Here is a 23246-nt window from a genome sequence, read left to right on the forward strand (position 1 = left end):
GAGACGGCTCCAGCCAGCGGTGCGCTAGCTGCAAATAATCCCGGAAATGCGGATCGTTGCCGTGGTCATGGGAAAATCAATGCCGCCTCGCCCCGTTTTCGTCAAGGTTTCAGGCGGCAAGGCCTTGCATTTTTTCGAAGAGTGCAGTGCAACGGCCTGGCTTCCTCCGCGTTAGAGCTTTGTTCATCGGCGTCTGCCACATTTGTGGCAAACGCGTACCAGTATCCCAAGAGGTCTCTTCCCATGCGTCGCGCACTTGCCGTTTTCGGTCTCTGTGCCTCCCTGTCCGCCGCGGCAGCAACGATGGCGCTCCTTCCGAACGCGAGCGAGGCCTCCGCCACCCAGGCCACCTTCCTGGTTCCGGCCCATGACGGCTACGGGGTCGCCGAATGTCTGACCTCCGGCTCGGATTGCGGCCATGTGGTGGCCAATACCTGGTGCGAGGCGCAAGGATACGCCCGGGCGGTCTCGTTCCGCCAGACGGACGGCGCGGAGGCCACCGGCTCGATCCAGAAGGCCGCCCTGGCGCCCAAGCATGCGCCGATCGAGATCACCTGCTCCAACTGAACCCTCGCTCGACACAGGAATCCGAGCCGTGCAGCCCCCTGATTTCTGCCGGGACGACGAGCTCGGTTACGACCGAAGCCGGACCCCCTTCGTGGATGGGGAGGGCCTGACCCTCGACGAGGCCTACCGCCTCGCCCACCTCCCCCTCGTGGCGCCGGATCATCCGAAGGTCATCGCGTCCCGCCCCGGCACGTCTTACCGGATGGGCCGGCACGACAATGTCGTCTCCCTGGTTCTGCCCGTTCCGGCCGAGGCTCTGCTTCGCTCGGAGGCCTACCGGGAACTCGAAGGCGAGCTCAAGAACGGTCCGCTGAACCCTAAGATCGCCTGGGACGCGGTACGCCTGCGCCAGGACAAGCTCCACGCGACCGTGGCCGGATCCCTGGCGGTCGGGGATGAGCCGGCCTCGCTGGAGACAGGAGTCCGGGACGCCCTGAGGGCGCTCGGACCGGTCCATGTGGAGTTGCGAGGCCTGTTTTCCGGGAACGTCAATCTCGGCCGCCTGTATCTCAAGGCCTATCCGGAACGCCGGGACGGCCGGAACACCGTCCAGCAGCTCCAGCGGATCCTCAGCCGCCGAGAAACCGACCTGTACGTCGTCGGCCTTTACAACCTGACCGATGACCTCACGGCCTCCGAGGCGCGCTGGCTCGATGGGCTGGTCCGCCGCTGGTGGGACCGGCCGATCCTGCAATTCCAGGCCGATCACCTTTGGCTCATGTCCGCCACAGACGATCTCGTCCTGGACTCGCGGGTGATCGAGAACGTTGCCCTTACCTGAGCGCCGGGTCGCGGGCGCTCAGCCCTTCAGCCAATCGCCGCATTTGGGCGGCTGCTCCGTGCCCCAGGGCATGAGCGGGACGCTGGACGTGGAGTTCTTGGGCGAGCCTTCGATGGGCCGGTCGGAATAGACCATATACACCAGCGTGTTGCGCTTGACGTCGCAGCCTCGGACGATGTGCATCCGCTTGAAAATGAGCGAGCGGCGCTCGCTGAACGCCTCGTCGCCCTGGCCGAACTTCTCCTTGAACCGGATGGGACCGATTTGACGGCATGACAGGGAAATGTCCGACACTTCCTCGGCCAAGCCGAGGGTCCCCTTCACGCCGCCCCGCTCCGGGGTCGTGTAATGACAGGCGACGCCCTCGATGGCCGGGTCGTCGAGGCCGTACGTGGCCAGCTTGTCGTTGGGGGTCAGCGCCCGCCAGACCGTGGACTTCTTGAAGATAACGTCCGGCTCCTGGGCCGCCGCAGCTCCGGCGAGCCCCACGGCCATCGCTACAGCCAACCCGATTCGTGTCCACATCCGTGCCATTCTGGCGGTGCCTCCTCAGCTCAAGCTTCTATGTGGGTAGGCACCCGGATTTTGGCGAGTCCTTCCGAAATCGAAGGGTGCGGCGTCATCGCGGGCTCGAAGGGATTTGCCCGTCCGGCCGTATGAGGGTAAACGCGAGAGAGACATCGTGCCGTAATGGGATGGGAGGGTTCATCACATTAGGGACACCTTCACGGCCTGAAATGACCATCTCTCCGGGAAAGAAGGCCGCAAACCCTTGGTTCGACACGACATCCCCATGGCCCAGACAATCTTTTCGCGATCCCTCTTCGCCGCCGCGGCCTTCTTCCTGGCCGGCGGCGTCGCCGTGGCGCAGTCGCCCGAGTGCCAGCGCTACCGCGCCGAGCTCGCCTCGCTGGAGCGTTCCGGCGGCGGTGGCGGAGCGGCGGCCGCCCAGGCCCAGAACCAGCGCGCCGAACTCGCCCGCCTGAGCAACTATTATCGCTCCATCGGCTGCGAGCGCGGTCCCTTCGCGATCTTCAGCGGCCCGGCGCCGGCGGAATGCGGTCCGATCGGAGCTCAGCTGCGGCAGATGGAAGCCAATTACGCGCGCCTTGCCGCCCAGGCCGACATGGGCGCCGTGGAAATGCGCCGCCGCCAGCTCCAGGCTGCCGTGCAGCAGACCTGCAGCGCCGAGCCCCGCGGCTTCTTCGAAACGCTCTTCGGCGGCCCTCGAACCCAGCCGTTGCCGCCCGAGCAGCTGCCCACGGAAGACATCATCGAACAACCCCAGGAGCGGGCGCTCGGCGGACGCCGTCTCGTCTGCGTGAAGACCTGCGACGGCTCGTTCTTCCCCCTGGCCAACGCCCCAGGCGGCCGGGAGAATGCCGACGAGATGTGCCAGTCCCTCTGCCCCGGCGCCGAGACCCGCGCCTTCGCGACCTCGTCCGGCGGCGGCGACGCCCTCGACTACGCGGTCTCCCTGTCGGGTCAGCCCTATACGTCGTTGGCCAACGCCTTCAAGTATCGGAAGAATTTCGACGAAAGCTGCGCCTGCAAGAAGGAAAACGAGAGCTGGGCCGTCATCCTGCGCAAGGCGGAGAGCATGCTGGAGCAGAAGAAGGGCGATATCCTCGTAACGGCCGAGAAGGCCGAGGAGCTGTCGCGGCCCAAGGCTCCGGCCGCCCAGGCCAAGAAGGTCAACGACAAGAAGGCTGCTGCCGCCGAAGCCGCCGAGGCGGAGACCGCCGCCGCCGCCGATGCCGCCCCCACGGCCAGCCGGGAATCCTCCGGCATCGGCCCGCAATCGATCGAGAGCACGAAGATCGTCGGCCAGGCCGAGGGCCAGAAGCGCGAGGTCACGGCTGGCGGCAACGCCAAGAAGACCGTTCGCGTGGTGGCTCCGGACGTGATCCCGGTGCCGAACGCTCAGTAGAGCGAGGGGCGCTGGCTCTCCCAACCTCATCCTGAGGAGCCGCTTGAGCGGCGTCTCGAAGGAGGGCTCCAGCGGAGTGTTTCCAGTGCTGGCTGGAGGCATCCTTCGAGACACCCGCTGCGCGGGCCCTCAAGATGAGGGCGTTTGACGCTTTTGCGGCTAGGGCTTAAGCCGCCCGCCCCGCCAGCCGGGCGGAAGCCCGCTCAGGACCGATCAATGGCAGCAACGCCGCCAACTCGGGACCGTGGTCGAGTCCCGTCAGGGCCAGCCGCAGAGGCATGAACAGAGCCTTGCCCTTCTGGCCCGTTCGCGCCTTCACGGCCTCCGTCCAGGTTTTCCAGGTGGTCGCATCCCAAGGCGCTGGCGGAAGGAGTTCAGCCGCCGCGTCCACGAAGGCGCGATCCTCGATGACCGGGTTCACGGGACCGCGCACCACATTCCACCAAGGCGCGGCCTCGCTCACTTTGGTCAGGTTCGTGCGTACGGCGAGCCAGAACGCCTCGCCCCCATCCGCGTCCAGGGTCTCCAAGCGATCTTTCACAGCCTCATAGGGCATCTCGTGGACGAGCTTGGCATTGAGCTGGTCCAGCTCGTGCTCGTCGAACTTGGCGGGCGCTCGCGAGATATGGGCGAAATCGATCAGCCGGGCCAGATCGTCCAGGCTGGCGACGGGCCGCACGGATTCCGCCGTACCGACGAGCACCGCCAGGGACGACGCCGCCTGAGGTTCGAGCCCGGCCTCGCGCAGGCCCGCGAGCGACAGGTGGCCGAGCCGCTTGGAAAGCCCCTCGCCACTCAAGGTCGTGAGCAGGTTGTGGTGCCCGAAGACGGGCGGGTTGCCGCCCAGGGCCTCGAAAATCTGGATCTGGACCGCCGTATTGGTGACGTGGTCCTCGCCCCGGATCACGTGGGTGATCTTCAGGTCGATGTCGTCCACGATGGACGGCAGGGTGTAGAGGTAGGTGCCGTCCTCGCGCACCAGGACCGGATCCGACAGGGACGCGCAATCCACGTGGCACTCGCCCCGCACGAGGTCCTGCCAGGTTACGGTCTCGTGGTCGAGCTTGAAGCGCCAATGGGGACGTCGGCCCTCCGCCTCCAACTTCACCCGATCGTCGTCGGTGAGCTTCAGCCCGGCGCGGTCGTAGATCGGCGGCAGGCCTCGGGCGAGCAGGCGCTTGCGGCGGAACTCCAGCTCCTCGGCGGTCTCGTAGCAGGCATAAAGCCGCCCGGCCATGCGAAGACGCTCGGCCGCGTCGTCATAGAGCGCGAACCGCTCTGACTGGCGCACCACGATGTTCGGCGGAATGCCGAGCCAGGCGAGATCCGTCTCGATGGCATCGGCGTATTCCCGCTTCGAGCGCTCCAGGTCCGTGTCGTCGAAGCGCAGCACGAACACGCCGCCCTCCCGGCGGGCGAACAGGGCGTTCAGCAGGGCCGTGCGGGCATTGCCGATATGGATGCGCCCGGTGGGGGACGGGGCGAAGCGGACGATGGGCTTTGACATGCGGCCTCTATGGCAAAGGGCGGCCGGGCGCGCAATGGCGCGCCGCCGGCCTAGACGTCCGCGCTCGCCTGTTGCGGCTTGCCGATGGCGCGCGCGAGCGCCTCATCCGGTGCGAACGCCACCCCGCCCTGGTCGCGGAACCGGTTGACGATGGGATAGCGGCGGTCCCGGCCGAAGTTCTTCTTGGTGACCTTCACGCCGGGCGCGGATTGGCGGCGCTTGTACTCGGCGAGATAGAGCAGCCGCTCGACCTTCTTGACCGTCTCCAGGTCGTGACCCATGGCCACGATCTCGGCCACGCGCATCTCCTTCTCCACGAGGCATTCCAGCACCTCGTCCAAGACCTCGTAGGGCGGCAGCGAATCCTGGTCCTTCTGGCCCTCGCGGAGTTCGGCCGTCGGCGCCTTGTGGATGATGTTCTCCGGGATCACGATCCCGTCCGGCCCCTTCGAGCCCACGGGCTTCCAGCTGTTGCGCAGGGCCGAGAGCTGGTAGACCTCGAGCTTGTAGAGGTCCTTGATCGGGTTGAAGCCGCCGTTCATGTCGCCGTAGAGGGTGGCGTAACCCACCGACATCTCCGACTTGTTGCCCGTGGTCACCACCATGGAGCCGAACTTGTTCGACACCGACATCAGGATGGTGCCCCGCGCGCGGCTTTGCAGGTTCTCTTCCGTGATATCCCGCGTGCGGCCCTCGAACAGCGGCTGCAGGATCCTCTCGAAACCCTCCACCGCGTCGGCGATGGGCAGGATTTCGTAGCGGATGCCGAGCGCCTTGGCGCATTCGAAGGCGTCCTTGAGGGATTCCTCCGAGGTATAGCGGTAGGGCATCATGATGGCATGGACCCGGTCGGGCCCCAGCGCGTCCACCGCCATGGCGGCGCAGATCGCCGAATCGATGCCGCCGGAGAGACCCAGCACCACGCCCGGGAAGCGGTTCTTGTCCACGTAGTCGCGCAGGCCGAACACGCAGGCCGCGTAATCCGCCTCGTCGCCCTCCTCCACGGCCTCGATGGGAGCCTCGATGCAGGCCCAGCCATCCGAGCCCCGCTCCCAGACCGTGAGCGCGATCTTCTCCCGGAAGGCCGGGAACTGGCAGACCAGGGACGAATCCGCGTTGAGAATGAAGGACGCGCCGTCGAAGATGAGCTCGTCCTGGCCGCTCACTTCGTTGAGATAGACGAGAGGCAAGCGGCTCTCGGTGACGCGAAGCGCCGCGATGTTGAAGCGCTCCTCCGTCTTGCCGCGCCAATAGGGCGAGCCGTTGGGAACGAGCAGGATCTCGGACCCGGTCTCGGCGAGGCACTCCACCACGTCCTCGCTCCAGATGTCTTCGCAGATCGGCAGCCCCAGCCGGATGCCGCGAAAGCTCACCGGCCCCGGCAGCGGGCCGGGCGAGAACACGCGCTTCTCATCGAACACGCCGTAATTGGGCAGGTCCACCTTGAAGCGGATGGCGGCGATCCGGCCTTCGTCCAGGAGCGCGTAGGCGTTGTGGAGATGGTCGCCTTCCTTCCAGGGCAGGCCGATGAGGATCGCGGGGCCGCCGTCGCCGGTCTCCCGCGCCAGCCGCTCGAGGGCGGCCCGGCAGGCATCCTGGAAGGACGGTTTGAGCACCAGGTCCTCGGCCGGATAGCCGGCCAGGTAGAGTTCCGTGAACATGACGAGGTCGGCGCCGAGACGGGCGGCTTCCGCGCGCGCCTCCCGGGCCTTGGCTTCGTTGCCGGAAACGTCCCCCACGATGGGGTTGAGCTGCGCGAGGGCGATCTTGAGCGTGTTCTGGGTCATGGGCCGGATCTAGTGCGGTCGATGGAAGGCAGCAACTGAAGGCTTCGCGGCCTCCCCAGGAAAGGCATCAAACGGCGCTCATGTTCCGCCGTGAAGGTTCAGCCCGTCAGGAACCCGCCTGTTCGGCCCGGCTCACCAACTCGCCTGCAACGTCGCCGATCTTGGGCATCTCCTCCTTGATGAAGGGAAGCGGGCGGCAGACCGCCAGCGCCGCGAGGCCGAAGCGGGCCGTCATGAGACCGTTGAGCACCCCCTCGCCCAGCTTGGCGGAGATACGGGCGGCGAGGCCTAGGCCGAGCACCTGCTGCATGAGGCTGTCGCCCACCGCCATGCCGCCCGTGACGGCGAGGTGGTTGAAGGCCGCCTTGGCAAGGCGCAGGAAGCCGAACAGGCCGGGGCGCCCGCCGTAGATCCGCGCCAGCGTCCTCAGAAGCCGGACCGCGGCGAAGACCACGAAGGCCACGTCCACGATGGCCCGGGGGCTCACCGCCGTTACCAGGGAGACCTGCTTGGCCGCCCCCGCGATGGCACGCTTGGCCTGGGCGTCGAGGGGCGCCAGCAATTCGCGCTCGGCGATGGCCAGGCGGTCCTCCGCGTCGATGATCTCGCCGTCGATCGCCTTGAGGCGCGCGAGGCTCTGCGCGGAGGTCGAGCGGGCGCCGTAGAGGCCCGTGAGGTCGGAAATGATGCCCTTGGCAGCCTGGTGATCCTTCACAGCCAGGGCGTCGATGGCGGATTCGCGCAGGCGCTCGATCTTCTGCTCGCGCCAGATGCCCGAAACCTCCCGGCCGATGATCGCCAGGAAGGCGAGCGCGGCCAGCACCGTCAGCCCCAGCGCGACCCAGCCGAGCCACGGTGCGATGGCGTAGAGGTCCGTCACCAGATTCTCGATGGCGAGGCCGAGACCCAGCAGCAGAAGGCCCGACAGGGCCGAGATCAGAACGGCCACCCAGGGCGCTCGGCGGCGCTCGCCCATGGGCACGATGGCGCCATCGGCCGCCTCGATGGCATCGAAGGGCTCGTCCGTGACGACGACGGAGCCGCTGGCGACCTCAGGATCGTCGAGGCGGTAGGCGCGGGGCTGGCGGGTCATGCGAGGCGGTCCCCCAGGAGAAATTCAAGCGCGCGGTCGAAGCGGATATGCGGCAGGCGCCCGAGGCGGCCCGCCGCATCCACCGGAACGACGGGCGGACGAAAGCGCGGGAAGCGCAGGGAACCGGGCTCGATGGCGCCCTGGAACACGGCTTCGGCGTGCTCGGGCAGTTCGCCCGGAAAGATTGCGGCCTCCGTTTGGCCGTCGAAGATCTCGTCGCCGATGCGCTCTCCGGCCTCCGGCACGCCCGCGACGGCCCTCAGGGTCTCGCGGCCTTCGCGCACGGTGGTCTCCCGGGTGGCCCGCACTGAGGCGAGAGCCACGGTGCCGACCCGCGCGCCTGCGGCCTCCGTGCGGCGGCTCGCCCTGTTCACGAGAAGGCGCAGGATAGCGTCGAGGCGGTCGTGGTCCGTGTGGTGGATGTGATCGGCCTTGGTGGCGGCGAACAGCACCCGGTCGGCCCGGGGCGAGAATAGGCGGGACAGGAGCGTGTTGCGGCCCGTGCGGAACGCCATGAGCACCTGGTCGAGGGATTCCTCCAGTTCGGCCAGGGCCAGGGGGCCCGCATCGATGGCGGCGAGCACGTCCACCAGGACGATCTGCCGGTCGATGCGCTGGAAGTGCTCCCGGAAGAACGGCTTCACCACATGGGTCTTGTAGGCCTCGAAGCGCCGCTCCATCAGGGCCGCGAAGCTGCCGGGCGCGATAGGTTGGCCCGGCTTCAGGTCGAGGGGTGCGAAGGTGAGCGCGGGCGATCCGGCAAGGTCGCCGGGCATGAGGAACCGCCCCGGAGGCGTGGTCGCCACCGCTTCCGGACCGGCCCGAAGCGCGACCAGGTAGGCCTTGAAGGCGTCCGAAGCCCGTCCAGCCAGAAGCTCGTCCGCCGGACCGGTGGGATCGAGGCCCGCCAGGCTCTCGCGCCACGCCGCCGCGATGGCGCGGCGGTCGGGACGGTTGCTCGCCTCGACGGTTTGGCGCGACCATCCGGCATAACCGGCATCGAGGAGCGCCAAGTCGAGCAGCCACTCTCCGGGATAGTCCACGATGTCGAGGGCGAGCGAAGCCGGGCCCGTGCGCCAGCCCGCCTTGCGCTCGTACTCGATATCGACCCGCAACTCGCTGATCCGGTTGGTGGATTGTGGCCAGAGCCGCTGCCCCGTCAGGGATTCCAGGTGTTCTTCGTAGGGAAATCGCGGGATGGCGTCGTCGGGCTGGTGGGCGAGGTGCGCGCGGCGGATCCGTCCCTCCGAGGAGGCGCGAAAGGCCGGCAGCGTCGTGCCCCGGGTGAGGTGATGGATCAGGGCCGTGGTGAACACGGTCTTGCCCGACCGGGCGAGGCCCGTGACGCCCAGGCGCAGGGACGGCTGGATGAGTTGGCCGGAGGCTTCCCAGACGGATTGCGCGGCGGAGCCGGCGCGGGACGCGAGGTCGGTAATCAAGGACACGAACGGGAACCTGTCATTCTCAAGCCAAGCTCGAAGGTGGGGTCTGGAGCCGGGGGCTGCAACCCGGCCTAGCGGGTCTTCGTGCCCTCGCCGTCCTGGCCCCGCGCCGCGTGGGCCTTGGCGGCGGCGCGCTGGACCGCCTCTTCGATGAGAGCCGGGTCGGGACGCAGGAGGCCGAGTTCGAAGCCGGACATCGCGAGCATGATCGGCGCCAAGTTGGGGCCGGGGGTCCCGTCGGCCTCGAAGAGCTTCAGGTCGTCCTTCGGGCCGATCCCGAGGGTTTCGACCATGCGGGCCGCGTAGTTCTGCAGCCGCGCCTCATCCGGCGCGCAGGCCGCAGGCGCGGCGGCCGCTGCCGTCTTGGCGGGTGCGGGTGTCTTGGCGGGTGCCGTCGAGGCCGTGGCCCTGGGGGCGGGCTTTCGGGCCGGCTCCTGTTTCGGGGCGGGCCTCGGCTTCTCGCCCATGCCCGCCGCGATGTCCGGCACGCGGAACTGGGGCGTCTTCTGGGGTCCGATGGGGATCACCAGCGAAACACGGCCCGAGGAGCCCCCCTTCTTGGCCGGTCCGGCCGTGATGCTCACCCGGTTGGCCGCGAGATATTTGGCCCGGACCGTGCCGCCGATGCCTTTCACCGCAAGGGTCAGCCCCCCGATCCCGTTGAACAGGTTGCACTCCGCGGGCGCCCAGCGGCGCACGATGTCGAGGGCGGATTTGCGGTTGAAATCGAGATAGTAGCGCCGGAGCAGGACCGCCGCCGCATCCGCGCCGTGCCCCGCCGACGCGAAGCCCACATGGCCTTCCGCATCGGTGCCGATCTCGCCGTTCCACTTGGCGCTCTTGATGCACCAGTAATTGTTCAGCTTGACGCAGCGCGTCACCACGGGCCGCCCGACACCGAACGCCGCCGCCAGGATCGCGACGGGCTTGGGGCTCAACGTGTCGGCCGTTTCGCTGCGCCAGTTCGTGACCTCGCGGGCATTGCTCTCGTAGCGCGCCGGCTCGGAGGCCTCCGTGGCCTCATGAGCCGCGCGATGCCGTTCGGGGGCATAGGACGTCAGGCCGGATACGGTGGCGTTTCCGGCAATGACGATCGCCATGAGGGTGTGAGACAGCATGAAACGGAACGGTCCCGTGTCGTTGGGTCAGGGGCGAGTCGAACAAGATAGGCTGCGGGAACAGATTGTCGAACGCAGGGCCTCAATCGTCCGAGCCGCCATCGAGCTGCGCCGGCGTCACGAAGCGTTCCAGACGGCCCTCCCCGGCCCGCAGGTCGGCCCAGCTTTCTCCGTCGAAATCGATCACCGCGAGCGCTGCGGTGGGGAATTTGGTCCGCAGCCGCTGCAACCCATCCCCATCGCCGGAGCCTGCGAGGGCCTGCACCAGCTCCTCGCAGCCGGGATTGTGGCCGACGAGCAGCACGGTCTTGGCGGGCGTGGTGATTTCCTGGAGCACCGTCAGCAACAGCAGCGCGGGCGCCGCGTAAATGGCGGGCTCGAAGCGTACCGTAACGTCACCGAGGGGCGGCTGGGCGAGATGCCAGGTTTCCCGCGTCCGGTGGGAGGGCGACACCAGCACCAGGTCCGGCGCGAGACCTTCCTCGTGGATATACTTGCCCATGAGGGCGGCCGCCTCCCGGCCGCGCGGGGCCAGCGGCCGGTCGATATCCATGACGCCCGAGGGGTTGGCGGCCTTGGCATGGCGCAGAACGAGAAGACGCGGCATGGTTCAACGCCCCTCCCGGCGCGACAGGAATGCGAGTTTCTCGAACAGGCTCACGTCCTGCTCGTTTTTGAGGAGCGCCCCATGGAGCGGCGGGATGAGCTTGCGCGAGTCGCGCTCGCGCAGCTGCTCGGGCCCAATATCTTCCGAGAGCAGAAGCTTCAGCCAATCCAGCAGTTCCGACGTGGACGGCTTTTTCTTCAGGCCCGGAACCTCCCTGAGCTCGAAGAAGACCCGCATCGCTTCCTCGATGAGACGCCGCTTGATGCCGGGGTAGTGAACCTCCACGATCCGGGCCATGGTCTCGGCGTCGGGAAACCGGATGTAGTGAAAAAAGCACCGGCGCAGGAACGCGTCGGGCAGCTCCTTCTCGTTGTTGGACGTGATGATGACGATGGGCCTCTGCCCCGCGCGGACTGTCTCGCCGGTCTCGTAGACGTGGAACTCCATGCGGTCGAGCTCGAGGAGCAGGTCGTTCGGGAACTCGATATCGGCCTTGTCGATCTCGTCGATGAGAAGGACGGGCCGAACATCGGACGCGAAGGCGTCCCAGACCTTGCCGCGCTTGATGTAGTGGCGGATCTCCGACACGCGCGGGTCACCGAGTTGGCTGTCACGAAGGCGTGAGACCGCGTCATATTCATAAAGCCCCTGCTGGGCCCGCGTGGTCGATTTGATGTGCCAGGTGAGGAGCGGCGCCCCCAGCGCCCGTGCGATCTCCTCCGCCAGCACCGTCTTGCCCGTGCCGGGCTCGCCCTTCACGAGCAGGGGCCGTTCCAGCACGATGGCCGCGTTCACGGCCACGGTCAGGTCCTCGGTGGCCACATATGAATCGGTGCCTGTGAAGCGAGCCATTCTGTCCTATCCTTGTTGTTCCGGTCAGCCTATGCACTATCACCAGCATCCGGCAACAGCTGCGGAGTCAGCTGAAACACGAACGAGAGGACGACGATTATGGCGCCCAACCAATATCACAAGGACAAGATCGGCAACCGGAAGCTGAACCCGGAAACCCTGATGCTGGGCTACGGTTACGATCCGACCCTGTCGGAAGGCGCCGTGAAGCCCCCGGTCTTCCTGACCTCGACGTTCGTGTTCACCTCGGCCGAGCACGGCAAGGAATTCTTCGATTACGTGGCCGGGCGTCGGGAGCCGCCCCAGGGCGAGGCCGCCGGTCTCGTCTATTCGCGCTTCAATCACCCGAACTCGGAAATCGTCGAGGATCGCCTCGCGGTGTTCGAGGAGGCGGAGGCCGGCCTGCTGTTTTCGTCGGGCATGTCCGCCATCGCCACCACGATCCTGGCCTTCGCCCGCCCCGGCGACGTGATCCTGCACTCTCAGCCCCTCTACGGCGGCACCGAGACCTTGATCGCCAAGACCCTCGCCAACATGAACATCGGCGCCACGGGCTTCGCCGACGGCTGCGACGAGGCAGGTGTGCGTGCTGCCGCTAAGGAAGCCGTGGCTAAGGGCCGCGTGTCCGTCATCATGACGGAATCGCCCTCGAACCCCATGAACACGCTGGTGGACATCGACCTGATGAAGCGGGTCGCCGACGAGATCGAACAGCAGCAGGGCCACCGTCCGATCATCGTGTGCGACAACACCCTGCTTGGGCCGCTCTACCAGAAGCCCCTCCGGCATGGGGCGGACATCTCGGTCTATTCGCTGACGAAATACGTGGGCGGGCACTCGGACCTGATCGCGGGGGCGGCGCTCGGCTCCGCCGCCCATATCAAGACGATCCGCCTCCTGCGCTCGGCCATCGGCACACAGCTTGATCCGCATTCCTGCTGGATGCTCGGCCGTTCGCTGGAGACCCTCGCACTCCGCATGCGTGCCGCGAACCAGAATGGCGAGATCGTGGCCAGGTTCCTGAGCGAGCACCCACAGGTGGCTCGCGTCCATCACCTCGCTTACCTTCCGGAAGGGTCGGCGGTTCGCAAGGTTTATGAGAACCAGTGCGACGCGCCGGGCTCCACCTTCTCGTTCGACGTGAAGGGCGGAGAGGCAGAGGCCTTCAAGGTGCTGAACGCACTCCAGGTCTTCAAGCTCGCGGTGAGCTTAGGGGGCACCGAGTCGCTCACCTGCCATCCGGCCTCGACCACGCATTCCGGCGTCCCGAAGGAAACCCGCGATCGCCTCGGCGTGAGCGATGCGACGATCCGCGTCTCCATCGGCATCGAGCACCCGGACGACCTCGTGGCGGATCTGGCGCAGGCGCTGGAAACGCTGGGATAACTCCCTCTCCCGAATGGGAGAGGGTTAGGGGTGAGGGAATGCGTTGTCTCGTCGGGCACGCCTGCGCCGGTGCGGTTCGGCACTACGCTGGTTCGATGTGGCGCTCACACCCCCACCCTAGCCCTCCCCACAAGGCGGAGGGAAAGAGGTCGAGGCTCGGCGCCCTATTCTGAAACGGCATTCCCTCACCCCTGCCCCTCTCCCGCCTGGGAGAGGGGTTTTACCGGGTTGCCCTCCCTGGCGATTTAGAATCACAATGGGCTGAATCGGACATCATCCATGGCAGCCTCCGTCGACCTGTATTCCTATCAGGAGCCGATCCTGTTCCTGGCGACGGCGGGCGTTGTCGTGCCTCTCTTCCTGCGTCTGCGCATCAGCCCGGTGATCGGCTTCCTGGCGGCGGGCGCGCTGCTCGGGCCCTATGGACTCGGCCGGCTGGTGCCGGCCCATCCCTGGCTCGACTGGGTGACGCTGACGAACCCTGACCGAACGTCGCGCATCGCGGAGCTCGGAGTGGTGTTCCTTCTCTTCACCATCGGGATCGAGCTCTCCTGGCAGCGCCTGCGAACCCTGCGGCGCCTGGTCTTCGGGTTCGGCTCGCTCCAGGTGGTCCTGTGCGCGGCAGCGCTCGGGATCCTGGCCTATCCGCTGGTGGGCACCATCACGGGCGCGGCCCTGATCGGGCTTGCCTTCGCGCTCTCCTCCACGGCCATCGTGGTGCCGGTGCTGGCGGAGCACAAACGCCTCAACACGCCATCCGGCCGGGTGAGCTTCTCGGCCCTGCTGTTCCAGGATCTCGCGGTCGCGCCGATTCTGTTCGCCATCGCGGCCTTCGACACGAGCCGTCCCGAATTCACCGTGGCGTCCTTCGCCATCGCGATGCTGCAGGCGGTGGTGGCCCTGGTGGTGATCGTCGGACTCGGACGGATCGTGCTGCGGCCCTTCTTCCAGCTCGTCTCGGCCACGAAGAGCCCGGAATTCTTCATGGCGGCCTGCCTGCTCGTGGTGCTGGTCACCAGCCTGATCGCGGCGGTGAGCGGGCTGTCCATGGCGCTCGGCGCCTTCATCGCGGGCCTCCTGCTCTCCGAGACGGAGTATCGCCGGGCGATCGACGCCACGATCCAGCCCTTCAAGGGCCTGCTGCTGGGCGTCTTCTTCGTGTCCGTAGGCATGAGCCTCGACCTCGCCCGCCTGTTGCACGCGCCGGTCCTGATCCTCGTCGCGGCGTTCCTGGTGATTGCCGTGAAGGGCGTCATCATCATGGGTCTCGGCCGCGCCTTCGGGCTCGGCCGCGCCGTGTCCACGGAAACCGCCCTGCTCCTGGGGCCGGGGGGCGAGTTCGCCCTCGTGATCATCGGCGGCGCCATGGCGGCCGGTCTGATGCCGGGGGACCTGGGCCTGAACCTGCTCCTCGTCACGTCGCTCACCATGGTCCTGATCCCGGCCTTCGCGCGACTGGGGCGGCGCCTGGCGCACCGTTTCGAGCAGCGGCGCCTGCCGGACGAGATCGCGGCGGTCCCACCACCCGCCGACGAGGTGGGCCGCGTCATCATCGCGGGCTATGGACGCGTGGGCCAGATGGTCGGCGACATGCTCGATCGCCACAAAATCCCGCACCTGGCCGTCGACCTGGATCCCGTCCGGGTCAGCCGCGAGCGCCGCCAGGGCAAGCCGGTTTATTACGGCGACGGCTCGTACCCGGAGTTCCTGCGCGCCTGCGGTATCGATCAGGCGCTGGCCCTCGTCGTCACCCTGGACACGCGCGGCGCCATCGAGGCCGTGGTGGCGGCGGCCCGCCAGGAGCGCCCGGACATCAAGATCGTGGCCCGCGCCCGCGACGCGGCCCATGCGGCCCAGCTCTACGAGCTCGGGGTCGACGACGCGGTCCCGGAGACCATCGAGGCTTCGCTCCAGCTCAGCGAGGCGGTGCTGGTGGATATCGGCGTGCCCATGGGCATGGTCATCGCCTCCATCCACGAGCGGCGTGACGAGTTCCGGGCCGTGCTCAAGCCCAAGGATGAAACGCGGGAGAAGAAGCCCGGTGAGTTCCGGGCCCGGCGAACCGTGGGCAAAAGGGCTCCGGCCGTGGAAGCGCCGCGGGATCCCGAACAGCCGCCGAGCCTGACGGCCTCCGCGTCCTAGGCGCTCGCGCCGACCGGCATCGGACCGGACGGCGTGCGGTCCGGCATGTCGTCGGTCGTCTTGGTCTCGGGCATGAGGGTGAAGAAGATGACGAGGCCCACGGCGGCGATCCCGGCAAGCGTGAAGAACGCCGCGCTATAGCCCGCCGACACCACGATCAGGCCCGCCACGGTGGTGCTGAGCGCTCCGCCGATCCCCTGCGCCGTGGCCACGATCCCCTGGCTGACGTTGAACCGGCCGGTTCCTTGCGTCAGGTCCGAGATGATGAGCGGAAACAGAGCCCCGAAGATGCCCGCCCCAATCCCGTCCAGCGCCTGAACGCCCACGAGCCAGTAGGGATTGTCGGAGACCGGATACAGGGCCCCCCGCAGGGCCAGGACCCCGAGGGCGACGAGGAAGATAGGGCGACGTCCCCAGACATCGGCCTTCTTGCCCACCAGAATGGCGACGGGCACCATGATGACCTGGGCGGCCACGATGCAGACGGACATGAGGGTCGTGCCCAGGTTCTTGTTGGCCAGCGCCAGCTTCTGGCCCACGAGCGGCAGCATCGCCGCGTTGGCGAAATGGAAGATCACCGCGCAGACCGCGAAGATCAGGAGAGGACGGCAGGTGAGAAGGACCTTGATGCCCGAGACGCTCTCGTCCTCCTGGTCCTCGCCCCGCTTCCCCTTGAGGCCACGGGCCATGTCGTGGTCGATGGCATCGGCTGGGATCGACAGGATGGCGAAGACGCTGGCGACCGCCATGGCGGCCATGAGCCAGAAGACCGCGATCGGGCCGAAGAAATAGGCGGTGATGCCCGCGATCGTCGCGGCCGTGGCGTTGCCGGCATGGTTGAAGGCCTCGTTGCGTCCGATCCGCTTCGCGAAGGCTTTTGGCCCCACGATGCCGAGCGAGACGGCGGCCAGAGCCGGCGCGAAAATGGACCCCGCGATGCCGGTCAGCCCCTGCGTGATCGCCACGGGCAGGAAATGCGGCATGAAGGGCAGCGCCAGCGAGCCGACCGTCACCATGGCGGCCGCCACCACGATGACGAGACGCTTGAGCCGGGTTTTGTCGATCAGGGCCCCGGCCGGCGTCTGGGCCAGAATTCCGGCAATGCCGGCGATCGACATGACGAGCCCGATCGTCGCCTCGTCCCAGTGCTGGACGGTAAGCAGATAGATGGCGAGGTAGGGCCCGAGCCCGTCCCGCACGTCGGCCAGGAAGAAGTTAGCGGCGTCGAGAGAGCGCCGGGTGCGGTCGGCAGTCATGTCTGCCATGTCGAGGATCCTCGAAGGACGAGGACCGCCCTGGAGCGATGACGCGGATCCCGCATCTTGGTTCCAAAGACCGGTGCCGGTCTTGACGCGCGGGCCGCCATCCCCACACTGACCCGATGTTTCTCAACCTTTTCACCGAATTGCGGGCGGCCCGGATCCCCGTCTCCCTGCGGGAATATCTGACCCTGCTGGAAGCACTCGACGGCGACCTCGCCGATCAGCGGGTCGACGAGTTCTATTATCTGGCCCGGGCCAGCCTCGTGAAGGACGAACGTCATTTCGACCGGTTCGACCAGGTCTTCGGCCAGGTGTTCAAGGGGCTGGAAACCCTCGCCCAAGCCGTGGAAGGCGCCGAGATCCCCGAAGAGTGGCTGCGCAAGGTCGCCGAACGCTATCTCACCGACGAGGAGAAGCGCCAGATCGAAACCCTGGGGTGGGACAGGCTGTGGGACACCCTCAAGAAGCGCCTCGAGGAACAGAAGGGGCGCCACCAGGGCGGCAACAAGTGGATCGGCACCGGTGGCACTTCTCCTTATGGAGCCTACGGCTACAATCCGGAAGGCATCCGGATCGGCCAGGACAAGAACCGCAATTTCCGCGCCGTGAAGGTGTGGGACAAGCGTGAGTTCAAGGATTTCGACGATAGCGTGGAGCTCGGCGTGCGCAACATGCGCATCGCGCTCCGCCGCCTGCGCCGCTTCGCCCGGACGGGAGCCGCAGAGGAGCTCGACCTCGACGGCACGATTCACGAGACCGCCAGCAAGGGCTATCTGGACGTGCGCCTGCGCCCCGAACGCCGCAACGCCGTGAAGGTGCTGCTCTTTCTCGATGTGGGCGGGTCCATGGACTGGCACATCGAGATCGCCGAGGAGCTGTTCTCGGCTGCCCGGCTCGAGTTCAAGCATTTCGAGCATTTCTACTTTCACAACTGCGTCTACGAGAGCGTTTGGCGGGAGAATCGCCGTCGTTTCGACCAGAAGATCCCGACCCTCGACATCATCCGCACCTATCCGTCCGATTACCGGGCCGTGTTCGTGGGCGACGCCTCCATGAGCCCTTATGAGATCAACATGCCGGGCGGCTCCGTGGAGCACTGGAACGAGGAAGCCGGCGTGGTGTGGATGCAGCGCATCCTCGATCATTTCCCCAAGGCCGTGTGGCTCAATCCGTTGCCTCACGGCCAATGGGGATATACCCAGTCCATCGGGATGCTGCGCCAGCTCTTCTCCGATCGCATGTATCCGCTCACCCTCGAAGGGATCGACCACGGCATGCGGGAACTGACGCGATGAACGCCGCCGACGCGCGCACGGACGCGGGGCCTCTCACCTACACCCAGAACCCGAAGCCCATCGGCTCCCCGATTTCCTTCGTCCTGAAGGGAAGCAAGCTCTCCGTCGATACGGGGCGCAAGCAGTACGACGTCCAGCTCGGCGCGGTCGAGGAAGTGCGGATGGTCTACGAGCCTGGACGCGTCTCCCAGCGGGTATTCCGCACCAAGATCCGCATGAAGAACGGCCGGACCTTCAGCTTCTCGTCCCTGCATTGGACCAGCATGGTCCAGGCGCAGGAGCTGGGGCCCGCCTATCGGGGTTTCACGAGCGCCTTGTTCGAGACCATCGCCAGGGCCAACCCCAAGGCGCGGTTCGTGGCCGGTCAACCGCTTTGGCGCTGGGCCGCGACGACCGCCATCGCGGTCCTGTGCCTCGGTGCGATGGCGGTGCTGACCTGGCGAGCGCTGCAGACCGGCGCGCAATCCGTCGCGCTCATGGGCGGATTGCTTGCGGCCGTAGGCATCTGGCAGCTGGAACCCATGGTCCGGCTCAACAAGCCGCGCCGTTTCAGCCCGGACGCGCCGCCGCCCGAGCTGCTGCCGAAGATCTGACCCCGTCGGCGTTCAAGTGCGGACGACGAGCACCGAAGACTTGGCGTGCCTCACGATGGTCGAGGCATTGGAGCCGAGAAGGTAGGTGGACATGGTCGGGCGGTGGGAGCCCACGACGACGAGATCCGATCCGGTCTTTTCCGCCTCGTCCAGGACCTCGTTGTAGATCGAGCCCAGGCGCACGACCGCCGAGACGCGCTCGGCCGGAAGCTTCACGGACGCGGCGATTTCGGCCAGCTTCGCCTCGGAGACGTCCTGCTGCTCCGTGTCGAAGGTGGGCGGCATGAATTCCATGTATGTGACGGGCACGAGCGAGCGCACGTAGATCAGGCGGATCGTACCGCCCGAGCTTTCGGCCAGCTCCACCGCCTTGTCGATGGCGGGCCTTGCGGCCTCGACCTCACCGAGATCGACCGGAACGAGAATCGTCTTGAACATGGGAATCGCCTTTTTTGGGGGTTTCAGCTTTGGCGGGACGGGGTCTGGACCACGAGGCCGTCGAGTTCCGGACGAACGCGAATCTGGCAGGACAAGCGGGAGTTGGGCCGCACGTCAAAAGCGAAGTCGAGCATGTCCTCTTCCATGGGCTGAGGCTCGCCCACGGCCTCCACCCACTCCTCGTCCACATAGACATGGCAGGTGGCGCAGGAGCAGGCCCCGCCGCATTCCGCGTCGATGCCCGGGATGCCGTTGCGGATGGCATTCTCCATGACGGTCGAGCCCTCCTCGGCGTCGACGCTGCGCGAGGTGCCCTGGAAATCGATGTAGGTGATCTTGACCATACTGAATCCCCAATCGCCCGTCCCCGGCGCCCCCTTCCCTAGCGGGCCGCGCGGCAGGCGATGCGATATGATGCTGGGGGTTATCTAGACCAAAGCTTGGCGGAAAACGAGGGCTGCTCACTCTGAACGTGGTATGAGCCGGCAACACTTGACCTTACGACATCAGCCACGCCAAGCTTCGCCGTTCAAACGGAGGGGCTCATGTCGAAGATCGTTGCTGCCGGTGTCGTCGTCCTGCTCGCCGCCGCCACGGCAGGTTGTGTCACCACTGCGGTGGAGGACAAGGAGAACATGCTGGCGGCCGCGGGCTTCAAGGTGAAGCTCGCCGACACGCCGGCCAAAATCGCCAGCCTGACCGGGCTTCCGCCCCACAAGTTCGTGCAAAACACCCAGGGCGGGCAGCCGTCCTACCTTTATGCCGACCCGACGATCTGCAAATGTCTCTATTATGGCGATCAGACCGCCTATGCGACCTACCAGCAGTTGGCGGCCGAGCAACGCGTGGCGGATCGCCGGCTGATCCAGGCCACGATGCTTCAAGACACACCCTGGAACGATTGGGCGCCCTGGGGTCCCTGGTACTACTAGCCGGCGGCAATCTGCCGGGAATTTGAACGCATGCCTCGTTTCTCAACAACCAGGCATGGTAGCCTTTTGCACCGGTCTCATCTAGCATGACGTAGGTCAACGGAGGATGGGCCTGATGCACGAGTTGCTTCTTCTGCTCTTCAGTCTGGCGGGCGTGTCAGCCCTGGCCGCCATCGTGAGTTCTCTCGAGAATCCCGGAGCCTAACTCGTCCTCTCATGAGAACGGCCCGCCTCATGGGCGGGCCGAGCAATGGATCATGAGGTTAGCTCAGAAGCCGTGGGCCCGATTCCAGGCACGCACCTGATCCCTTGAATAAGCCCGTGGCGGGCCATAGGCGCGACGGACTGGAGCGGCCTGACGGTAGCCCCGCGGGGGCCCGTAATAGGCGCGCGGCGGTCCGTAACGGCGGCCGTAATAGCGCGGCGGCGGCCCATAGTTGCGATAGCGATGGCGCGGGGGACCGTAATAGCGGCGCGGCGGCGGGCCGTAATAGTACTGGACCGTCTCAATCCCGGCCACGACGGGCGCGGGGGCCACGCCGACCGGCATCGGGGCTGCCTGCGCGGCGCCGAAACAGAGACCGGCCGTCACGGCACCCAAAATCCACTGACTCAACCTCATCCCATCTCTCCTCGAGAACGCGACTGTCGTGCTCGAACAACAGCGTTCGCCTTGATACAGTTCCGGAGATGAACCTACGATGAGTTGAGCGTTCAGGGACGCGGAGACGGCAGCAAAAGAAAACCCCGGCTCTTCGCCGGGGTCGAGATCATGCGAACGCTTGAGAGGCGACGCTACTGCACGCGCACCGGCGGCTCGGCGCCGGCGCGGACCTCCTCGCCCGTCGTGAAATGGTCCGAGGCCCAGAGGGCCGCCTGGGTCCGGTTGGCGGCGCCGATCTTCCGCAGGATGGACTTCACGTGCACCTTCACGGTGGCTTCCGCCAGGTCGCATTCCCGGGCGATGATCTTGTTCGGGGCGCCGTTCTTCAGATGGCGCAGGACGTCCGCCTCGCGGGGGGACAAGTTGTGGATCCGCATCCCGAGGTTCGACGTCACGGGCTCCCGGGCCTGGCTGAAGGCCGGCGGCAGGGAACGCGCCTGAGCCAGGAGCGCCCGGCCCAGATCGGACGGGATGACCAGTTCGCCGAGCATCAGCATCTCGAGCGACTTGATGAGGGTCTCGGGCTTCATGATCATCGCGATCAGGCCGTCGACCCCTGCCTCGCGGGCCGCGATCAGCAGGCCGGCGTCGTAAGTGTCTGCCAGGAGCGCGATGCGAGCCTCCGGGCAGGCGGCTTTCGCGGCAGCGATCTGGTCCAGGGTCGCGAGCAATTGGCCGGCGGCCTCGACGATGATCAGGTCCGCCCGAGCCGTGCCCGGATCGCCGGACGCCACCACCTCGAACCCGCCGCCCGAAAGAATGCTCTCGAGCCCGGCCCGAAGAAGAAGGTTCCTGATCTGGAGATCGACCTTCGTCTTCTGCCCTGATTGAGGGGTCGCATCGCGATTGCCGATACTCACTGTTGCCTCCGAAACCTGTGGTTTACGTACCGTTAACATATGTTGGTTCGGTTTAGCCAAGTTTCTCTGGCGCGATAGACCGCCAAAAGGGTGATTCACGCTAACTATTTAGGATTAGTATCAGGGAAGCTGTGCCGTTCATGGCATTTCTGCAAGGCCGAGCTTGCAACAAACCCCGGCTGGGGAGCCGGGGTTCCGAAGAATGGAATGGTGCGGGCCTCTTTTTCTGGCCCAAGCCGTCAGATCACGAAGAAATCCTTCTCGGTGATCTTGAGGTTCTTGCCGATTCTGGCGATCTCGACCTGATCCCGGGAGCCGGACCCGTCCGGGTCGTAGAAGACGATTCCCTTCTTGGCGTCGTAGATGACCCGATCCGAGCTGTCGTGCGCCTCCGCGCCCTTCCAGAAGGCGGAAGCCTTCAGGGCGCCGGCCTTCCCGAGGTATTTGAAGACGGCGTTCTCCAGGTGGATCGTGTCGTCCCGCACGTTGAAATCAGTGATGCGGTCGTAGTTGGCCGTGTCGTCCGGCTTGGTGTCGAACACGAACACGTCCTTGCCGGCACCGCCCGTCAGGGTGTCGTTGCCGAGGCCGCCATTGAGCTTGTTGGCGCCCCCGTGGCCCACGATGAGGTTGGCGAAGGCGTTGCCCGTGAGCGCGAAGCCGCCCGTCGAGAAGAGGTTCTCGAGTTCCAGCCCGAGCGTGTGGTCGGCGGACGCCAGAACCGTGTCGGTGCCCTCGTTGGCCAGCTCGTAGATGGTGTCGCCGGGATTGTCGACGCGGTAGGTATCGTCCCCGGCGCCGCCCAGCATGGTGTCGGCGCCCATGCCGCCGTCGATGGCGTTGTTGGCCGCGTTGCCTACGATGGTGTTGTCGGAGGAGCTTCCGGTCAGCGACAGGACCCCTGCACCGAAGGCGGCGAGGTACTCGACCTCGGACTGGGCCTCCAGGGCGTAGCTGACCGTCGTGTAGACGTAATCGTAGCCGCTCGACGGGCTTTCCAGGACGGTGTCGCCGGCATTGTCGACATAGTAGACGTCGCTGCCGTTCCCGCCTTCCATGCGGTCCGCGCCGGAATCGCCTCGCAGGGTGTCGCTGCCGTCGCCGCCGACCAGGGTATCGTTGTCCGCGCCGCCCTCGAGCAGGTCGTTGCCCGCGCCGCCGTCGAGATAGTCGTTCCCCGATCCGCCGTAGAGGCCGGCGTACCAGTAATCCCCGGTCCAGCCGAGCATCACGCCGGAGTCATTGCCGGCCCCTCCGTAGAGGATGTCGTCCCCGTCATAGCCCAAGAGGAGGTCGATCCCCGCTCCGCCTTCCAGATAGTCGGATCCAGAGGGATTGCCGGTCGGGATGGTCCAGGGCGCGTTGACCGTTCCGTCGCCCGTATAGGACGTATAATAGGACCCGGAGAGGACGTCATTGCCCTCGCCGCCGTAGAGGGCATTGCCGGCGGCATTGCCCATCAGGAAATCATGGCCGCCGCCGCCGTAATAGTCGTCGAACGTGCCGGAGGCATAGTCGTCGATATCGGTACCATAGAAATTCGCCATCACTACACTCCCGTTGCTCGGGCCGCATCGCGCCCGGTCGTCTTCGGAAGGCTGGCCAAAACGGCCTTCACGTGATCCCTGACGCTGCAGGCAGGGACAGGGGTGGGGGAGCGGTCCTTCGCAGGCCGAGTGAATGGACACTTCATCGGATTGGCCCTCTCGCAACAAAGCTGCCGTAACAGCTCCCGGGCAGGTTAGGCCTCGGCTCGCAGGAGCCCTGTTAGGCACTTCACACTGGCCCGGCCGACCCCCTTGGGCGTTTCGCGGGACGTGCGAGGGCGCACCCCTGCCCTATGGGAAGGTCCCAGATTTGGGAGGCGCCGGCGGCCTGGGCATAGAGTCCTGTGGAGAGTTTTGTGCGCCCGGCTCCTGCCGCGAGGAATATCCGAAGCCGTCGAAATCCTTGCCCCGCAACGGCTAGCCGTGACCCCTGGACTATGGTT

Annotated in this window: 22 protein-coding genes; 8 read left to right on the forward strand and 14 right to left on the reverse strand. The window is 66.5% G+C overall.

Annotated elements, in window-relative coordinates:
* Positions 1-243 precede the first annotated feature (243 nt).
* Positions 244-567, forward strand: coding sequence for a hypothetical protein (locus ILT42_RS10685; RefSeq protein WP_204215579.1), 324 nt, complete (start codon positions 244-246; stop codon positions 565-567).
* 28 nt (positions 568-595) lie between these two features.
* Entirely contained in the window at positions 596-1348 is a 753-nt protein-coding gene (locus ILT42_RS10690; protein WP_204215580.1) for a hypothetical protein, read from the forward strand.
* An 18-nt stretch (positions 1349-1366) separates the two neighbouring features.
* Here the strand turns inward: ILT42_RS10690 and ILT42_RS10695 are convergent, their stop codons facing one another.
* Entirely contained in the window at positions 1367-1873 is a 507-nt protein-coding gene (locus ILT42_RS10695; protein ID WP_229428596.1) for a CreA family protein, read from the reverse strand.
* Positions 1874-2141: 268 nt separating this feature from the next.
* On the opposite strand from ILT42_RS10695, the gene ILT42_RS10700 reads away from it, so the two are divergent.
* A complete protein-coding gene (locus ILT42_RS10700) occupies positions 2142-3278 on the forward strand; it encodes a DUF2865 domain-containing protein (RefSeq protein WP_204215581.1) in 1137 nt (378 codons plus the stop codon).
* 166 nt (positions 3279-3444) lie between these two features.
* On the opposite strand, the gene gltX is transcribed toward ILT42_RS10700, so the two are convergent.
* From gltX to ILT42_RS10735, 7 genes are all read right to left on the reverse strand, one after another.
* The gene (gene gltX, locus ILT42_RS10705) at positions 3445-4785 is read right to left on the reverse strand and encodes a glutamate--tRNA ligase (protein WP_204215582.1); all 1341 of its coding nucleotides are present in this window, start codon (positions 4783-4785) and stop codon (positions 3445-3447) included.
* 50 nt (positions 4786-4835) lie between these two features.
* Positions 4836-6572, reverse strand: coding sequence for an NAD+ synthase (locus ILT42_RS10710; RefSeq protein ID WP_204215583.1), 1737 nt, complete (start codon positions 6570-6572; stop codon positions 4836-4838).
* Between the two features lie 106 nt (positions 6573-6678).
* Positions 6679-7665: a YcjF family protein gene (locus ILT42_RS10715; protein ID WP_204215584.1), complete on the reverse strand. Its 987-nt coding sequence runs from the start codon at positions 7663-7665 to the stop codon at positions 6679-6681.
* The gene (locus ILT42_RS10720; protein ID WP_204215585.1) at positions 7662-9110 is read right to left on the reverse strand and encodes a YcjX family GTP-binding protein; all 1449 of its coding nucleotides are present in this window, start codon (positions 9108-9110) and stop codon (positions 7662-7664) included. The genes ILT42_RS10715 and ILT42_RS10720 overlap by 4 nt, the downstream gene beginning before the upstream one ends.
* A gap of 68 nt (positions 9111-9178) precedes the next feature.
* Complete coding sequence (locus ILT42_RS10725; RefSeq protein ID WP_204215586.1) at positions 9179-10225, reverse strand: hypothetical protein; 1047 nt, start codon at positions 10223-10225, stop codon at positions 9179-9181.
* Positions 10226-10307: 82 nt separating this feature from the next.
* Positions 10308-10832 (reverse strand): SixA phosphatase family protein, encoded by a 525-nt coding sequence (locus ILT42_RS10730; protein WP_204215587.1) that lies wholly within the window; start codon positions 10830-10832, stop codon positions 10308-10310.
* Between the two features lie 3 nt (positions 10833-10835).
* Positions 10836-11684 (reverse strand): AAA family ATPase, encoded by an 849-nt coding sequence (locus ILT42_RS10735; RefSeq protein ID WP_204215588.1) that lies wholly within the window; start codon positions 11682-11684, stop codon positions 10836-10838.
* A gap of 99 nt (positions 11685-11783) precedes the next feature.
* Here ILT42_RS10735 and ILT42_RS10740 point away from each other — a divergent pair, with 99 nt between their 5' ends.
* Positions 11784-13070 carry a cystathionine gamma-synthase family protein gene (locus tag ILT42_RS10740; protein ID WP_204215589.1) on the forward strand — a complete coding sequence of 429 codons (1287 nt, stop codon included), beginning with the start codon at positions 11784-11786 and terminating at the stop codon, positions 13068-13070.
* Between the two features lie 279 nt (positions 13071-13349).
* Positions 13350-15212, forward strand: coding sequence for a cation:proton antiporter domain-containing protein (locus ILT42_RS10745; RefSeq protein ID WP_204215590.1), 1863 nt, complete (start codon positions 13350-13352; stop codon positions 15210-15212).
* Here ILT42_RS10745 and ILT42_RS10750 read toward each other — a convergent pair.
* Positions 15209-16477, reverse strand: coding sequence for an MFS transporter (locus tag ILT42_RS10750; protein WP_204215591.1), 1269 nt, complete (start codon positions 16475-16477; stop codon positions 15209-15211). The two genes, ILT42_RS10745 and ILT42_RS10750, sit on opposite strands and share 4 nt — an antisense overlap.
* Positions 16478-16593: 116 nt before the next feature.
* On the opposite strand from ILT42_RS10750, the gene ILT42_RS10755 reads away from it, so the two are divergent.
* Complete coding sequence (locus ILT42_RS10755) at positions 16594-17769, forward strand: vWA domain-containing protein (protein WP_204215592.1); 1176 nt, start codon at positions 16594-16596, stop codon at positions 17767-17769.
* Positions 17766-18362 carry a hypothetical protein gene (locus ILT42_RS10760; protein WP_204215593.1) on the forward strand — a complete coding sequence of 199 codons (597 nt, stop codon included), beginning with the start codon at positions 17766-17768 and terminating at the stop codon, positions 18360-18362. The genes ILT42_RS10755 and ILT42_RS10760 overlap by 4 nt, the downstream gene beginning before the upstream one ends.
* Positions 18363-18374: 12 nt before the next feature.
* On the opposite strand, the gene ILT42_RS10765 is transcribed toward ILT42_RS10760, so the two are convergent.
* Positions 18375-18800 carry a universal stress protein gene (locus tag ILT42_RS10765; RefSeq protein WP_204215594.1) on the reverse strand — a complete coding sequence of 142 codons (426 nt, stop codon included), beginning with the start codon at positions 18798-18800 and terminating at the stop codon, positions 18375-18377.
* Positions 18801-18823: 23 nt separating this feature from the next.
* Positions 18824-19144, reverse strand: a complete 321-nt coding sequence (locus tag ILT42_RS10770; protein WP_204215595.1) for a 2Fe-2S iron-sulfur cluster-binding protein — start codon at positions 19142-19144, stop codon at positions 18824-18826.
* A gap of 201 nt (positions 19145-19345) precedes the next feature.
* Here ILT42_RS10770 and ILT42_RS10775 point away from each other — a divergent pair, with 201 nt between their 5' ends.
* Positions 19346-19732 carry a hypothetical protein gene (locus ILT42_RS10775; protein WP_204215596.1) on the forward strand — a complete coding sequence of 129 codons (387 nt, stop codon included), beginning with the start codon at positions 19346-19348 and terminating at the stop codon, positions 19730-19732.
* A 268-nt stretch (positions 19733-20000) separates the two neighbouring features.
* Here ILT42_RS10775 and ILT42_RS10780 read toward each other — a convergent pair whose 3' ends face one another.
* The 3 genes from ILT42_RS10780 to ILT42_RS10790 form a co-directional block, all read right to left on the reverse strand.
* Positions 20001-20354, reverse strand: a complete 354-nt coding sequence (locus tag ILT42_RS10780; protein ID WP_204215597.1) for a hypothetical protein — start codon at positions 20352-20354, stop codon at positions 20001-20003.
* A 173-nt stretch (positions 20355-20527) separates the two neighbouring features.
* A complete protein-coding gene (locus ILT42_RS23195) occupies positions 20528-21256 on the reverse strand; it encodes a LuxR C-terminal-related transcriptional regulator (RefSeq protein WP_204215598.1) in 729 nt (242 codons plus the stop codon).
* Between the two features lie 239 nt (positions 21257-21495).
* Positions 21496-22803 carry a calcium-binding protein gene (locus ILT42_RS10790; RefSeq protein WP_204215599.1) on the reverse strand — a complete coding sequence of 436 codons (1308 nt, stop codon included), beginning with the start codon at positions 22801-22803 and terminating at the stop codon, positions 21496-21498.
* Positions 22804-23246: the final 443 nt, after the last annotated feature.

This window comes from Microvirga pudoricolor, from assembly GCF_016892705.1.
Lineage (GTDB): Bacteria > Pseudomonadota > Alphaproteobacteria > Rhizobiales > Beijerinckiaceae > Microvirga > Microvirga pudoricolor.